We start from the raw sequence: 15943 nt of genomic DNA on the forward strand, positions 1-15943 counted from the left end.
ATAACTCATGTGGAAATTCTCATTGTTGGTACTGATACTTTTCATTACCAGTCATTTTCTTCAAGCCCAAAAAATAAACTCCTCCTACCAACTGCATATCCAAAAAGCAAGTTCAGAAATAGTCATTGATGGTGTTTTGGATGAACAGGCTTGGAAAGATGCGGAAGTCGCTACAGACTTTTTTATGATCACTCCTATGGACACTAGTTTTGCCAGAGTGAAAACAGATGTACGAATGACTTATGATGAGGAAACACTCTATCTTATCGTAGTTAATCATCATGCGGTAAAAGGTCCTTACATGGTAGAATCCCTTCGAAGAGATTTCTCATTTGGAAAAAATGATAACTTCCTATTATTCATGGATCCATTTGATGACCAAACCAATGGCTTTTCTTTTGGCGCCAATGCTGCCGGAGCACAATGGGATGGAATAATGTACAATGGTGGAAGCGTGGACTTAAGCTGGGATAATAAATGGAGATCCAAAGTGACGAATTATGAGGATAAATGGATTTTTGAAGCTGCAATTCCATTCAAGTCTATCCGGTACAAAAAAGGAATTACAGAATGGGGTATTAACTTTTCTAGGCTAGATCTAAAAACCACAGAAAAATCAGGATGGGCTCCTGTACCCAGACAATTCCCTTCTGCTTCTTTAGCTTATACTGGTTCGTTAATTTGGGATAAAGCTCCACCACAAACAGGGGCCAATATTTCTGTCATTCCCTATGCTCTGGGAGGATTTAGAACAGATGTAGCTGGTAGTGGAGAAACTGAATACAGAAGAGAAGTAGGGTTAGATGCAAAAATCGGGTTAACCTCTTCGCTCAACCTGGACTTAACGGTCAATCCTGATTTCTCCCAAGTAGAGGTGGATAGGCAGGTCACTAACTTGGATCGATTTGAGCTCTTTTTTCCAGAACGAAGACAATTCTTCCTGGAAAATGGAGACCTTTTCGCAAGTTTTGGCTATGAAACCATTCGCCCTTTCTTTTCTAGAAGAATTGGCTTGAATGCCCCCATTCAATTTGGAGCACGACTTAGCGGAAAAATCAATAAAAACTGGAGAGTGGGTGCCATGAATATGCAAACTGGTGAAGTGAAAGAAGATGCCTTGCCTGCTCAAAACTTTACGGTTCTTTCTGTACAACGACAGGTTGGTGCCAGATCAAATATCACAGGAATGTTTATTAACAAACAGTCCTTGAATTACAATCCTGACCCTGACACCGAAAACCCTATCTATTCTCAATTCAACAGGAATGCCGGAATAGAATATAATTTAGCCTCCTCCAATAATTTATGGACTGGGAAAGCCATGTTTATGAAAAGTTTTGGCCCCGAAAATATAGATAATGGTTTTGTCCATGCGGCCAACCTCAAATATTCCTCTGGTAATTTGACTTGGAACTGGGAACATCAATATGTCTCCAAAAACTATACGGCAGAAGTAGGATATGTACCAAGAAACGGATTTTATAAAATCAATCCGGAAGTCAGCTATTTATTCTTCCCAAAAAGTGATAAGATCCTAAACCATGGGCCAAAGTTTGGAATCAGGTATTTCTTTAATACTGGCGGAGAGAAAACAGATAACACCACTTCTCTTGCCTATAATGTAAAATGGAGAAGTCAAAGTACTTTCCAGGCTTGGGTGGCCACAGATTATGTCAAATTGCAACGCCCTTTTGACCCCACAAATTATAGTGGTGACACCTTGGCTAGAGGTACGGAGCACCAATGGTATGCTGTCGGTGCTGAATTTACTTCCAAACCTCAAAGCGTGTTCACTTATGCATTTACCTCTAGATTTGGAGGATATTATGCAGATGGAAAACGTTACAATGTCACTGCCGATATTGGGTATAGATTCCAGCCTTATGTAAGCATCGCGATGAGTGCCAATTACAATGACATTCATCTTCCAGAACCGTGGAATCGCACCAATTTTTGGTTGGTAGGACCTAGAGTTGATGTCACTATGACCAATACCTTATTTTTCACTGCTTTTGTTCAATACAATGAGCAAATCGAAAATATTAACCTAAATACGCGCTTTCAATGGCGATTTAAACCTGCATCAGATTTATTCTTAGTATACACTGATAATTATCTACCGGCTCCATTTTATACAAAAAACAGATCCTTAGTCCTAAAATTCACCTATTGGTGGAATATATAAGAAAGGATGTATAACATTTGGTTTTCTGGGTATAGCTCGAAAAGAAATGGAAGTAATTTTAAAAGATTTGCCAAAAAGTTATAGTCAAATCAAACTAAAGGACACCGAATTTTAATAGGATAAGGATTTGATTTAGGCAAAAAACAATACTTCTTAAACCAGTAATATTATTTAAAACAGGTCAATCATGACCTGTTTTTCTTTTGGATTAAACTCAAGAGGAAAGTCTACCAATATTATCTTATTTTTAAGACTTCAATTCCACTAAAAAACGCCATGCGATTCTCAAATCAACTCCTTTTCTTAAGTTTTCTATGTTTTATATTCTGCAACCCGGCAATAGCCCAAACCGCTGATTTACTAAACCTGGAAAGAATCTACGCCTCGGGCGAATTTCGCCAGGAGAGCCTACAACCTATTCAATGGATAGAAGATGGAGCCGCCTATGTGACAGTAGAGAACGGAAATGAACTGGCTCGATGGGACAGTAAAACCTTAGAAAAATCTGTCTTTGTCCCTGGGTCTGCTTTAATCTCCAATGGCAATCCAATTCGAATAGAATCTTTTAGCCTTTCGGATGACGGCAGTAAGGTGTTGATTTTTACCAACTCAAGCAGGGTTTGGAGGTCCAATACCAAGGGGGATTATTTTGTTTACGACCTCAATTCCAACTCCCTAAAACAGCTGGGAACTCAATTTGAGCCATCCTCTCTAATGTTTGCAAAATTTTCGGGAGATAATTCACAAGTGGCTTATGTGCAGAAGTTCAATTTGTATCTGGAGGAATTCGAAACCGGAAAAGTCATTCAATTGACAACAGATGGTACCGACAAAATCATTAATGGCACGTTTGATTGGGCCTATGAAGAAGAGTTTGGCAAACGAGATGGCTTTGCCTGGAGTCCAAATGCCAAGTACATTTCTTATTGGCAGATCGATGCTTCTAAAATCGGTACCTTTTATATGATCAATAACACCGACTCGGTTTATTCCAGACCTATTCCTTTGCAATACCCAAAAGTCGGAGAAGAGCCTGCTGGTGCCAAAATCGGATTGATTGATATGGAATCAAAAAAGACCATGTGGATTCCAATCCCTGGAGGTGAAAAAGAAAATTACCTACCTGGAATGCAGTGGATCAATGAAGATTTATTGTTGATCCAACAGATGAACAGGAAGCAAAACCAATTGACCATTTGGACTTATCAGCCATCTAATGCTGATTTGAAAAAGGTTTACGTGGAAACAGAAGAGACTTGGGTTGACTTGGCTTATCCCGATTTGTCTCGATATGGCTGGAGTGATAATAGTTTGCCACTGGTCGATGACGGCAAAGCATTTTTACGCATGACTGAAAATGATGCCTGGAGACATATTTATAAGGTGAATATAGAGTCTGGAGAAAGGACCTTGATTACTCCAGGTGATTTTGATGTAGCCTCTTTTGGAGGGGTTACTGACAAAGAAGTCTATTTCATTGCTTCACCTGATAATCCTACCCAGCGCTATTTATTTGCCATTGACCTTGCAGGAAAAGGAAAGCTTCGGAAAATCACACCTGCTTCTTACTCCGGAGTCAATACCTATAATATTGCTCCAAATGGTCAAGTAGCAGTTCACAACCATCAGAGCACAAAAGATCCACTCACCGTAAGATTAGTAAGCCTTCCAAAACATGAAACCATTAAGACTTTAGTAGAAAACAATGCCTATAAACAAAAGCTCGCATCCCTAGCACTACCGGAAATCAAATTCACTACGGTCACTACATCAGAAGGAGTTACGCTTGATGCACGAGTGATTTACCCTATTGACTTTGATGAAAATAAAAAATACCCAGTGCTTTTCCATGTCTATGGGGAACCTTGGAGTACAGTAGCGACAGATACACAGGTGGGATTATTTAACATCATGCTTGCACAAAAAGGCTATGTGATTATTGACATGGATAATCGTGGTACTCCAACACTTAAAGGAAGTGCTTGGAGAAAAATCATCTATAGAAACATAGGCAAAGTAAATGCTCAAGATCAGGGGTTGGCAGCTAAGGAAATTTTAAAACTTCCTTATTTAGATGAAAACAGAGTAGCTGTTTGGGGTTGGAGCGGCGGAGGCTCAATGACCTTAAACCTGATGTTTAAATTCCCAGAAGTTTATCAAACAGGTATGTCTGTAGCTTCTGTATCAAACCAGTTGATATATGATAATATCTATCAAGAGCGATACATGGGATTACCTCAGGAAAATTTAGAAGATTTTATAGAAGGATCCCCTATCACTTATGCCAAAAACCTAGAAGGTAATCTGTTGCTAGTACATGGAACGGGTGATGACAATGTACATTATCAAAGTGCTGAAATGCTGATCAACGAGCTCATCAAACACAACAAACAATTCCAGGTAATGCCTTACCCGAATAGGTCGCATGGAATCAGGGAAGGAGAGGGAACAAGTCTTCATTTGTATACTTTGCTCACAAATTATTTAATAGAGCATACTCCAGTGAATTAACCAGTCATTAGCTTTTTGGCTAAAAGTTTAGAAGAAGATATCGAATGAATAGTAAAAAAACCTAAAGCGAATGGCTTTAGGTTTTTTATTGTTCTATCGACTTAGTCTCGAAAACTATTATTTTTCCTTCTTCAATTTCAATTCTTAATTCTATTGGATTACAGCAAACCTCGCAATCTTCTATGTATTGTTGTTTGGAAACTGAGGGATCTATCAGCATTGATATTTCAGCGAGACAATAGGGACATTGAAAGAAATGTTCAAGCATTCGAGAAGTTAAAAAAATACTATTGTATCTAAAAACAGTTCTGCTCCATAAAGCAAAAAACCCTCGAAGCCAAAATGCCCGAGGGTTTTTAATCAAATATACTTTCTAATTACACTTCCACAGGAGCATCTATATTTTTAAAATACACCTGCTTATCTGCATCTAAGTCGACCAATACTGCTGAATCATTCTTGACGTAGCCAGAAAGAATCTGCTTTGACAATTCATTCAAAATCAGACGCTGCATGGTTCTTTTCAATGGTCTCGCTCCAAAATTGGGATCAAAACCAACCTCTCCTAAATAATCCAGAACTTCCGTAGTAGCTTCAATTTCAATATTTGCTTCAGCAAGTCGTTTTTGAATCTCTTTCCATTGAATATCCACAATCTTTCGGATGATCTTCTTATTTAATGGCTCGAACATGATTACCTCATCAATTCTATTTAGGAATTCCGGTCGCACAGACTGCTTTAATAAATCAAAAGCCTCCTGTTTGGTTTTTTCCATGATTTCTTCTTTGTTCCATTCCTCAATTTCAGCAAATCGTTCCTGAATCAAGTTGGAACCGATATTGGTAGTCAAAATGATAATGGTATTCTTGAAACTCGCAATTCTACCTTTATTATCTGTCAACCTCCCATCATCCAAGACCTGAAGTAAGATATTGAATACATCTGGGTGTGCTTTCTCAATCTCATCCAACAAGACTACAGAATAAGGCTTTCTCCTAACCGCCTCAGTCAATTGACCACCTTCATCGTATCCCACGTATCCTGGAGGCGCTCCCACCAACCTGCTCACTGCATGTCTTTCTTGGTATTCGGACATGTCAATTCTCACCATGGCATTTTCATCATTGAAGAGGTATTCCGCCAAGGCCTTGGCAAGTTCGGTCTTACCCACTCCTGTAGTACCCATGAAGATGAAGCTTCCAATTGGACGTTTCGGATCCTGTAAGCCTGCTCTACTTCTTCTGACCGCGTCAGACAATGCAGTGATAGCTTCTTTTTGCCCGGCCACTCGCTTGCCTAATTCTTCCTCCAAGTGCAATAATTTCTCTCGTTCAGATTGAATCATTTTTGACAAAGGAATACCAGTCCATTTAGAAACTACTGCGGCAATATCCTCTTGATCTACCTCTTCTTTCAGCAAAGGAGATCCAGATTGCATCTCTGCCAATTGCTTTTTGAAAGACTCTAGTTTTTGCTCTGCTTCGCCAATTTTTCCATATCGGATTTCGGCAACTTTTCCGAAATCACCGGCTCGCTCCGCTTGTTCAGCTTCCAGTTTGTAATTATCGATACGCTCCTTTTCACGTTGGATACCGGTAATCACCGCTTTTTCGCTTTCCCACTTAGCTTTCACACTATCTCGCTTCTCAGAAAGCTCCGCCAATTCCTTACTCAGAACAGTTTCTTTGTCCTTGTTCTTTTCTCTTCGGATCGCTTCACGTTCGATTTCCAGCTGCATGATTCTTCGATTCAGCTCATCGAGCTCTTGAGGCAAAGAATCAATTTCCATCCTCAATTTCGCAGCTGCTTCGTCCATTAAGTCAATAGCCTTATCCGGCAAAAAACGATCAGAAATGTAACGTTGAGACAGCTCTACAGCTGAAATGACTGCATCATCTTTGATTCGAACCCCGTGGTGAACTTCATACTTATCTTTAATTCCCCTTAGAATTGATATTGCATCTGCAGCATCTGGTTCATCAACAATCACAGCTTGGAATCTTCTTTCCAAAGCTTTGTCTTTTTCGATATATTTCTGATACTCTTTCAGAGTCGTTGCACCGATCGCATGCAACTCACCCCTCGCCAAAGCTGGCTTCAACAAGTTGGCTGCATCCATGGCACCTTCTCCTCCTCCACCTGCTCCAATCAGCGTATGAATCTCATCGATGAAAAGAATAATTTCTCCTTCTGCATCTGTCACTTCTTTGATCACAGCTTTCAATCGCTCCTCAAATTCTCCTTTGTATTTAGCCCCAGCTACCAATAAACCCATGTCCAATGAGATCAAGGTTTTGGATTTTAGGTTTTCAGGCACATCACCAGAAACAATTCGCTGAGCCAAACCTTCCACAATGGCAGTTTTACCCACACCAGGCTCACCTAATAAGATGGGGTTATTTTTAGTTCTTCTTGCTAAAATTTGAAGAACCCTTCTAATTTCTTCATCTCGACCAATAACCGGATCTATTTTTCCTTTCTTGGCCATTTCGTTCAGGTTTTTAGAATACTTCTCTAAAGCCTGATATTTACTTTCTGCATTTGGGTCTGTCACTTTGTTACCTTTTCTAAGTTCTTTAATTGCCTCGATCAATGGTTTTTCAGAAATACCCTGATCTTTTAAAATCCTTGAAGCAGGATCCCCTGCCGCCAGAATGCTCAACAGTAAATGCTCAATTGCCACATATTCATCCCCAAAAGTTTTTAAATAATCTTTTGCTTTGGTCAATACTTGGTTGGCGGCATTACTTAAGTAGGGTTGTTGTCCTCCACTTACTTTTGGCAAACGCTCTAATTGTTCATCCAATTTTTGATTGAGCAATTGCTTATTTGCACCGAGTTTTTTGAATAAAAAATCGGTTACATTTTCATCCTCTGAGAAAATTCCTTTCAGTATATGAGCGGGCTCGATATTAGGCTGACCTGCAGCTGATGCCAACTCCACCGCTTTCTGAATCGCCTCTTGGGACTTGATTGTAAATTGTTTGAAATCCATTATAGTTGGTTTTTTTAAGTTTCTAATTTGAACGAGTACCCCAGGAAAATCTCTACATTTCACCTATCCCGGATGTAACACATTTTTTATTTAGCAAATCCAACTCCAAGTATATTTTCAAGTCATTATGACCGATAAATATCCTTTTTATTCAAAAATTCGGATTTTTTGGCAGTAAAATAGGCTAGGTAAATAAAAATGAAGGACAAGTTACCAGCGCCTTATAAACTACTTTTGCTCCTTGGCCACGGTCATGTCTCCAATATCAATTGCTAAGCTAGGATATTCTTCCTCCAATCGACTAACTAACTCCTTGCTCACTTTTGTATTCCACACGTACACACTTTGAAGGCTTTTGATTTGGGCAAGCAAATTCAGTGTAGAATCCCCTATAGATGTATTATAAAGATTGACAGTTTCTAAGTTCTTCAACCCCCCTAATGCAGATGCACCTTGATCAGTAATTGGATTATTATCCAATAATAATTTTGTTAGATTCTGGAAATCCGAGATGACACTTAAGGATTCATCTTTTACATCAGATTCACCCAAGTCTAGCCAAGTGATTTGTTCTCCAATCTCTTTTAACGCCTCAATATTTTCACTTTTCAACTTCCCAATGGCTACTACCTCCAAGAAATTATTTTCTTCGGATAGCGTAGCAATCCTAAACCCTTGCTTCCTCACTTCATTCAAGGTAGCTTCAGGAGCAGCCTCTAACTTCACTTTTTCATAATGAGCCTTTCTTCGCGTAGAAAGTCCATAGGTACTCTCGATCAATTCTTTAATTTCTTTTGGAATCACTTCATCTGTCACACTTAACTTTTGATCAATTCCACTTTCTATCCAATACTTCAATAAGGTTATTTCTCCATAAGAAAGCCCTGCTCCTTTTGGTGGCATAAACTTTTTACTTTCAGGATTCAAGGTCACCCGCTGATACAATTCACTAGTGGACAAAGAGCCCTCCTCAATCGCAGGACCAGTCTCTCCCCCTTCTTTCAAATCCTCTAATGTCATAATGCTCAGTCCTCCCTTTTTTGATTCTCCCTGATGGCATGAGGCACATTTTTGAATTAAAGCTGGCTGGATAATATGTTCGAATACCAAAGTGGAATCTGCATCCTCTGGAAAGGAATAATTGGCTTCTTCTGATTCGCTAATGGAGATAAATCCCTGAATGAAGGACGGGGCATAATCAAAAAGGTATCCTTCACCATGTGTGAGATTTCCTCCCAAATGTCCCGTAATGGAAATACAGATTGCCAGCATCCCCAAACAAAACCCAAGCTGCTTTTTCTGCTTGTTTATTTCTGAATCAAGAAAATGAATATTCAATCTTTCCTTGAGTGGTATTCCAGATGAATCTTTATCAAAAAAGCCTAAGATCAAAAGCAATGAAATTACAGAAATTAAGGCCACCGCAATGCCCATCCATCTGTGCCAGGACAAGGTCCCTTCTGGATACCCTCCTTCGGTGGCAAGAAAAAACCCAAATAACACTGCCAAAATTGCACTTATGGCACTCAATAGTAGGATCAAAGGAAGCGAAGTCATTAAGAATCGAAACTTCTTAAAAAGCGACAAAAGAAAGACAGCAACTCCCAGTAGAATAAAACCAATTGGCAGATGCACTATTAATGAATGAAATCGTCCGAAAAATAAGGTAGAATCTGATTGCAAAAAGATATTGAACATACATTTAAAATTGACTTATTTAAAGATAACATTTGTACCTTACATTTATGTAATACAAATTCTTGTAGATCAAATTAAATTAGGATAATCTTCTTGCCAATGATCAATTTTTTCAAATCATTCATTCTTCTCGGCTCTATTTTTTGTTTTTTAAACTCATGCAATAAGCCAAAGCAAGAGCTAGCATCGAAGTTGTCAGATGATTTTCTTTGGGAAGACCAAACTGATATCTACTTACCCAACACAGCAGAATGGACGAATCGAGTGGAAGCCGCAGACCTAAACAAAGATGGTAAAGTAGATCTGATGTTCGCGAACGGGGGAGATTATTCAGAGCCTGGCAAGTTAGAATCTAGTCGTATTTTTCTCAACCAAGGTCCCAACTCGCCATTTCTTGAAATCACCAAACAAGTTTTTGGCGAAGATAAATTTTATGCCAGAGTGATTAAAGCCAGAGATTTAAACCAAGATGGTTTTACGGATTTGTTGGTAGGCAGCACTTTTCAAACCCAAAGTGAATTATACTTAGGACAGCAAAACGGGCAATTTATAAGAGTAACTGAGACTCATCTTCCCTCTAAAGTAGCTAGTATAGGAGATTTAGAATTTGGGGATGTGGACGCAGATGGGGATCTTGATGTAGTTTTATCAGATTGGGGCCCTGGCTCCAACATGGATAATGAAGGAGGCAAAACCCTGTTATGGCTCAATGACGGATCTGGAAAATTTGAAGATGTCACAGATTCCCATATGCCGGATCTATTAATCCAATTTTCTTGGGATTTGGAATTTTTTGATTTCGATAATGACTTTGACTTAGATATTGCCATATCATGTAAAAGATGTGGTACAAGTCGAGTTTTTGAAAATGATGGCAAAGGTCATTTCATAGACAAAAGGATGTTGCCTGCATATACCAATAATTATGAATTTGAAATTGCAGACATCAATCAAGATGGATTCCTGGATTTAGTTACTGTCAACGATGGAGAAATTGTAGATGGTAAATCATGGTCCAGACGTGAGCATGTTTTTCTAAATGATAGTGCTAAGCGATTTCTTGATGCTACTTCTTCACTATGGTTAGATCAGGACAACATAGGAGAGGATGATAACAATGTCGTATTTTTGGATTTTGATTCCGATGGCGATCCTGATTTTATCCTCAGCTCGCTTACAGGTGAAGACCGCTTGTTGATCAATGACGGAACTGGAAAATTTAAACTTCAACAAAGCATTCTTTCTGGAGATCCCACTCCCCATACTCTTTCCTTGATCTTCGCTGATCTAAACAATGACTATAAAATGGATATCATTATGGGACAAGGAGAAGGAGAAGAATCCATAGAGGAACGCATCTATATCGGTAAAAAAGTCCAAGCAGATACCGCTCCGCCTATTATTTCACATATTGAACAAACATCGTCATCGGATGGGACAAGTAAAGTCTATGCTCGTGTATCGGACAATAAAAGCCCCAGCATGCCCCAAGACTGGAAAGAGGTAGTAGTGGTCTCAGGCTCAAAAAAAATCTCAATGACATGGTACGGAGAATATTTATGGTTTGCCGACTTGTCAAAATTGGAAACTGAAAACCCCATTGAAATTTGTGCCACTGATGCAGCGGGAAACCAAGCCTGTAGAAAGATCGATTGAAAATTTAGCTCAAAATATCCCTGACAACATTTCCTTCCACATCGGTTAATCTGAATCTTCTACCTTGGAATTTATAAGTCAACCGCTCGTGATCCAATCCCATTAAATGAAGTAATGTCGCATTTAGATCATGGACATGAACAGGGTTTTCTACCACGTGATATCCAAAATCATCTGTTCTTCCATAAGTCAAACCCTTTTTCACTCCTGCTCCTGCCAATAGCATGGTATAGGCGTCTGGATGATGATCCCTTCCAAAATTATCCTTTGTCAGCTCTCCTTGCGAAAAACAGGTCCTACCAAATTCTCCTCCCCAAACCACTAAAGTATCTTCCAATAAACCTCTTTGTTTTAAGTCCATAATTAAGGCGGCACTCGCTTGGTCAACTTCCTTGGCACGCTTCGCAATACTTTTAGGCAAATCATTATGATGATCCCAACCTCCATGATACACTTGGATAAATTTCACACCACGCTCCGCTAATCTCCTCGCTAATAAACAATTACTGGCAAAAGTACCGGACTTTTTGCTATCCTCTCCATATTGCTCATAAATGTAATCTGGCTCACCTTTGGTATCAACCACTTCTGGAACAGAGGTCTGCATTCTAAAGGCCATTTCATATTGAGCCATTTTTGCCTTGATAGATGGGTCTTCCCAAAATTCAAAAGCTCCTTCCTGCATTTTTTTCAAATAATCCAACTGTTCTCTCCTAACTGATTCAGTTACTCCAGGAGGATTCGTCAAGTATAAAACAGGATCCTTCCCTCCACGAAATCGAACACCTTGATGCTCTGCGGGTAAAAATGCGCTGGAATATAACCCTGCAAATCCTCCTTCTAACCCTTCGGTTTTCAAGACAATAAACGCAGGTAAATTCTCATTATCAGATCCTAATCCATAGCTAATCCAAGATCCAAAAGAAGGCCTGCCAGGAAGTTCAGATCCGGTATTGGTAAACATCTGCGCAGGTTCATGTTGAACAGATGCCGTATGCATGGATTGAATTTTACACAACTCATCAGTGATTTTTGACATATTAGGCAACAAATCACTCATCCACATTCCACTTTCTCCATGCTGCTTAAAATTCCATCGCGTCCCCACCATGGGAAAAGAATTTTGGGTAGCTGCGGTTCCAGTCAGTCTATCTCCAAATACGCTTGAAGGCAGATTTTCTCCATTCATTTTAACCAACTGTGGCTTGTAATCAAATAAGTCCAGTTGAGAAGGTGCCCCCGCCATATAGAGGTATATGATTCTTTTAGCTTTTGGGACGAAATGAGGTTTATTTCCAAATGCGAAAAGAGAAGAAGGGTCCAGTAAGGAAGCGAGTGAAACAGCTCCTATCCCCAAAGATGTTTTAGTCAAAAACTCTCTCCTAGTCAAAGGTAAATGTATATGATTATGTCCCATAGTTACCTTTTCATATAAGTTTCATCAAAATTTAAAATCGAATTTGCTACTAAGGTTAATGCAGCAGTTTGCGTCTTGTCAAGGGCTTGATCTCTAGGTAATTCTCCTACGGCCAGTAAAGAATCAGCTGACATCGGATTTTCCTGAAAATGCGCATAGGCACTTTCATAATATTCTTTTAGAGTAGCCAGTAATTTCTCATTCGGAGTAACGCCTGTGGCCAATCGAAAACTTAGTTTAAGCTGATCTTCAATGGCCTCTTCCTCTTTAATTACCCGTTCAGACATGAACCTGGAAGCCTCAATAAACTGAGGCCCGTTCAATAAATTAAGCGCTTGAAGGGGAGTATTTGTATTGACCCTTTTCGTAATACAGATCTCCCGGTTTGATGCATCGAACGTAATCATGTAAGGCGCTGGAGAAAATCTTCTGGTAAACGTATAGAGGCTTCTTCTATGGAGGTTACTCCCCGTATCTTGTCTGTATTTATGTAGCTTAAATGAGAAATCTCCCAATTCCTCCCATAATCCTTCTGGCTGATATGGTTTAACACTCGGCCCACCGATTTTTTTATCTAAAATACCACTGGATGCCAATGCATTATCACGGATAAATTCTGCCGGCAGTCTATAACTACTTGACCTGGCGTAATATTTATTTTCAGGATCTGCTTCGTATTTCTCAGGATCTGCAAAAGAAGATTGCTGATAGGTAGCAGACATCACCATCAATTTTAGCATACTCCTCAAATCCCATCCGCTATCCATAAACTCATACGCCAACCAATCCAATAACTCTGGATGAGTAGGTAAGTCTCCTTGAATACCAAAGTCTCCAGAAGTCTTGACAATCCCAGTACCAAAAATCATTTGCCAATATCTATTGATGATCACACGGGAAGGCAAAGGATTCTCTGGATTTATGATCCATTTAGCCAACCCCAATCTATTTTGAGGATAATCTTCCGGAAACGGAAGGACATTTTCTGGAGTACTTGGTAAAACTTTTTCCCCATAATCATTATAAACTCCCCTCTTTAACAAAAAGGTAGGTCTGGGTTCAGGCATATCTTCCATTACCATCACTTCTTGGGTCGTTTCCAAAATCTCCAATTTCGCTTTTCTTAGGGAGCGAATTTCATTCCTAAGCTCTATGGCTTTTCTTTCCTGTGCCAACAGGTATTCCTTAGAGGATTCGGAAGACAATGGCCTGGAAGTATCCCCCACTAAACTTGCCATTTCCAAACTAGTAAGTTCCCTGTCAAAAAGTTTTACCTCATCCATGTATCCTTTATAAATACCAGGATCAAAGGAAAAAAGACGATAGCTTTTTCCTAATCGAAGGGGCAGGGTATCAATTTTGGCAGTGTATTCATCAATGGGTAAAATACTACGCGAAAGCTGATCTGAAACAACTTTCATTTGTTGACTCTCCCCTTCTATATAAAGTGTAACACCTGTTGCTTTTCCTGTTCCATCATAGGAAAACCCTACTTGAGTCCATGCCTCAAATTTCACAGGCTCCTCCGTTTTCACTTCCAGATAATCATCGGGAAGTCTATGAATGAGACGTACAGATAGATGGTTTGTGGAATCTAAGAACATTTCCCATCCTCGGTAGAATCCCAAAAAATTATTGCTGTTCCCAATGATGTTCTGAATATGCCTTTTCTCATTTCCTTGAGGTTTAATCCAAACACTTGCAGAGAATGAATCATATTGATCAAAAAAGCCAACCTTATTCAAACTGACATAATCGTAATCATCATCAAATAATAACCCTTTCCCTTTCCAGCCATTCACCAATTCTACACCTAGCGTTGCCTCAGCATTTTTATTATTATCAAGGATCAAGATTTCCTCGTATTCTTTTTTCTTTTTTTTGTTAGCCTTTTTCAGGGAATCAATTTTAGCTTTTTCCTTTGCGGTTTTAGTCTTGTACTCCTCTGCTTCTTCCTCAGCAAATGGGTTCTTTCTTTTCTTTTCCTTTTTTATCTTTTCAAAAGATTCAAACGAATATGAAGCAATTTCTTTTGGAAGTAACTTATCGGGAGATATTGTCGCCACATAATCCTTGATTTCATTCACTTCATATTCATTTAAAGCCTTCTCCTTTTGCAGAATTAATTGATCCAAGGAGTCCAAACTTTGCCGCTGATGTTCCTTAAAAAGCAACAAAGTGGGAGCTCTATTCAAATCGGTTGGCCCTAATCCAAACTCGTCTATGCTATTGAAAAATGCAGAAAGCTGAAAAAAATTCTTTTGGCTGATAGGGTCAAATTTGTGGTCATGACATCTGGCGCATCCAATTGTCAGCCCCAAAAAAGCAGTACCTGTTGTAGCTGTTCTTTCTGCCACATATTCAACCCTGTATTCTTCTTGAATTGAACCTGCAGAAGCCTCCATGGGATTGAGCCTATAAAATGCAGTGGCCAACTTATCCTCTGTAGTCCCATTTGGCAGCAAGTCTCCAGCAACTTGCTTAGTAATAAAGTCACTGATAGGAATATTATTTTTAAAGGCATTAATTACCCAATCCCGATAAGGCCAAACCTCCCTGTAACCGTCAAAGGAAACCCCATGAGAATCGGCATATCTGGCTATATCTAACCATTCCATGGTCAATCTTTCTGCATGTTCTTGAGAGGCAAGCAGCCGATCCACTACCTTTTCATAAGCACGTTCAGAGTTGTCATTTAAAAAATCATCAATCTGTTGGATGGTGGGTGGAAGGCCTGTCAAATCCATCGTCACTCTTCTCAAAAGTCTTTCCTTGTCTGCTTGAGGATTAGGAGAAAGTCCTTGCCTAAGCAATTCAGCTTGAACAAAATAATCAATCTCATTATTCCTTTTCCAGTCTTCTTTAACTTCAGGGACAGCAGGAGACTCCACTTTCAAGAAAGACCAATGCTCTTTCCACTCCGCTCCTTGCTCCACCCATTTGGCAATGGTCGCGATTTCGGCTGGAGTAAGAGAGAGATTCGATTCCGGAGGAGGCATGACAGTCTCAGGATCTAAACTAATCATCCTGTGGTATACCTCACTACCTCCTAAACTCCCTTTTGAAAATGCCTTATTTCCGGAGGACAACTTCATAAACGCATCTTCCTCAATATCCAATCTCAATCCCGCTTTTCGGGATCCTTCGTCTGGTCCATGACAAGCATAGCAACGATCAGCCAAAATTGGTTTTACATGGAAATTATAATCTATTTTTTCTGGTAAAGTCTCATAAGCCAACTCCACCTCTTCTGGTAATGAAGGCTGACAAGCAAAAACCAAGAGGAGACCAAACAAAGAAAATATAGGGATATGGGCCGCCAAACGAGACGATGAAAAGCTATTTGGGTTCATAAAAAATATTTACATCCAATTTAACAAAATACTCTTAATACACTGAGAAATAGATAAATAATTATCTTAAAAAAATGCAATTAAAAGTATAGTGAAAGGTATTAACTCATAAAAAAAGCCCCCAAAA

General features: G+C 39.4%; 8 protein-coding genes. 3 read left to right on the forward strand and 5 right to left on the reverse strand.

The window, feature by feature from the left end:
* Positions 1-7 precede the first annotated feature (7 nt).
* On the forward strand, positions 8-2185 hold the full coding sequence (locus tag JYB62_RS11380) for a DUF5916 domain-containing protein (protein WP_205645566.1): 2178 nt from the start codon (positions 8-10) through the stop codon (positions 2183-2185).
* A gap of 276 nt (positions 2186-2461) precedes the next feature.
* A complete protein-coding gene (locus JYB62_RS11385) occupies positions 2462-4696 on the forward strand; it encodes a S9 family peptidase (RefSeq protein ID WP_205645567.1) in 2235 nt (744 codons plus the stop codon).
* 85 nt (positions 4697-4781) lie between these two features.
* Here JYB62_RS11385 and JYB62_RS11390 read toward each other — a convergent pair whose 3' ends face one another.
* The 3 genes from JYB62_RS11390 to JYB62_RS11400 form a co-directional block, all read right to left on the reverse strand.
* Positions 4782-4964: a CPXCG motif-containing cysteine-rich protein gene (locus JYB62_RS11390; RefSeq protein ID WP_205645568.1), complete on the reverse strand. Its 183-nt coding sequence runs from the start codon at positions 4962-4964 to the stop codon at positions 4782-4784.
* A 109-nt stretch (positions 4965-5073) separates the two neighbouring features.
* Entirely contained in the window at positions 5074-7692 is a 2619-nt protein-coding gene (gene clpB / locus JYB62_RS11395) for an ATP-dependent chaperone ClpB (RefSeq protein WP_205645569.1), read from the reverse strand.
* Between the two features lie 228 nt (positions 7693-7920).
* Positions 7921-9390, reverse strand: coding sequence for a c-type cytochrome domain-containing protein (locus tag JYB62_RS11400; protein WP_317194664.1), 1470 nt, complete (start codon positions 9388-9390; stop codon positions 7921-7923).
* Positions 9391-9489: 99 nt separating this feature from the next.
* On the opposite strand from JYB62_RS11400, the gene JYB62_RS11405 reads away from it, so the two are divergent.
* The gene (locus tag JYB62_RS11405) at positions 9490-11046 is read left to right on the forward strand and encodes an FG-GAP repeat domain-containing protein (protein ID WP_205645571.1); all 1557 of its coding nucleotides are present in this window, start codon (positions 9490-9492) and stop codon (positions 11044-11046) included.
* Positions 11047-11050: 4 nt separating this feature from the next.
* Here the strand turns inward: JYB62_RS11405 and JYB62_RS11410 are convergent, their stop codons facing one another.
* Both JYB62_RS11410 and JYB62_RS11415 read right to left on the reverse strand, forming a co-directional pair.
* Positions 11051-12463: a DUF1501 domain-containing protein gene (locus tag JYB62_RS11410; RefSeq protein ID WP_205645572.1), complete on the reverse strand. Its 1413-nt coding sequence runs from the start codon at positions 12461-12463 to the stop codon at positions 11051-11053.
* 2 nt (positions 12464-12465) lie between these two features.
* Positions 12466-15816 carry a DUF1553 domain-containing protein gene (locus tag JYB62_RS11415; protein ID WP_205645573.1) on the reverse strand — a complete coding sequence of 1117 codons (3351 nt, stop codon included), beginning with the start codon at positions 15814-15816 and terminating at the stop codon, positions 12466-12468.
* Positions 15817-15943 lie beyond the last annotated feature (127 nt).

Source organism: Algoriphagus lutimaris, assembly GCF_017051705.1.
GTDB lineage: Bacteria > Bacteroidota > Bacteroidia > Cytophagales > Cyclobacteriaceae > Algoriphagus > Algoriphagus lutimaris.

What these genes read in the sequence shown, in the direction of transcription:
- JYB62_RS11400 (WP_317194664.1), bottom strand. Translation starts at nt 9,390, where the DNA reads ATGTTCAATATCTTTTTGCAATCAGATTCTACCTTATTTTTCGGACGA.
- JYB62_RS11415 (WP_205645573.1), bottom strand. Translation starts at nt 15,816, where the DNA reads ATGAACCCAAATAGCTTTTCATCGTCTCGTTTGGCGGCCCATATCCCT.
- JYB62_RS11385 (WP_205645567.1), top strand. Translation starts at nt 2,462, where the DNA reads ATGCGATTCTCAAATCAACTCCTTTTCTTAAGTTTTCTATGTTTTATA.
- JYB62_RS11380 (WP_205645566.1), top strand. Translation starts at nt 8, where the DNA reads ATGTGGAAATTCTCATTGTTGGTACTGATACTTTTCATTACCAGTCAT.
- clpB (WP_205645569.1), bottom strand. Translation starts at nt 7,692, where the DNA reads ATGGATTTCAAACAATTTACAATCAAGTCCCAAGAGGCGATTCAGAAA.
- JYB62_RS11405 (WP_205645571.1), top strand. Translation starts at nt 9,490, where the DNA reads ATGATCAATTTTTTCAAATCATTCATTCTTCTCGGCTCTATTTTTTGT.
- JYB62_RS11390 (WP_205645568.1), bottom strand. Translation starts at nt 4,964, where the DNA reads ATGCTTGAACATTTCTTTCAATGTCCCTATTGTCTCGCTGAAATATCA.
- JYB62_RS11410 (WP_205645572.1), bottom strand. Translation starts at nt 12,463, where the DNA reads ATGGGACATAATCATATACATTTACCTTTGACTAGGAGAGAGTTTTTG.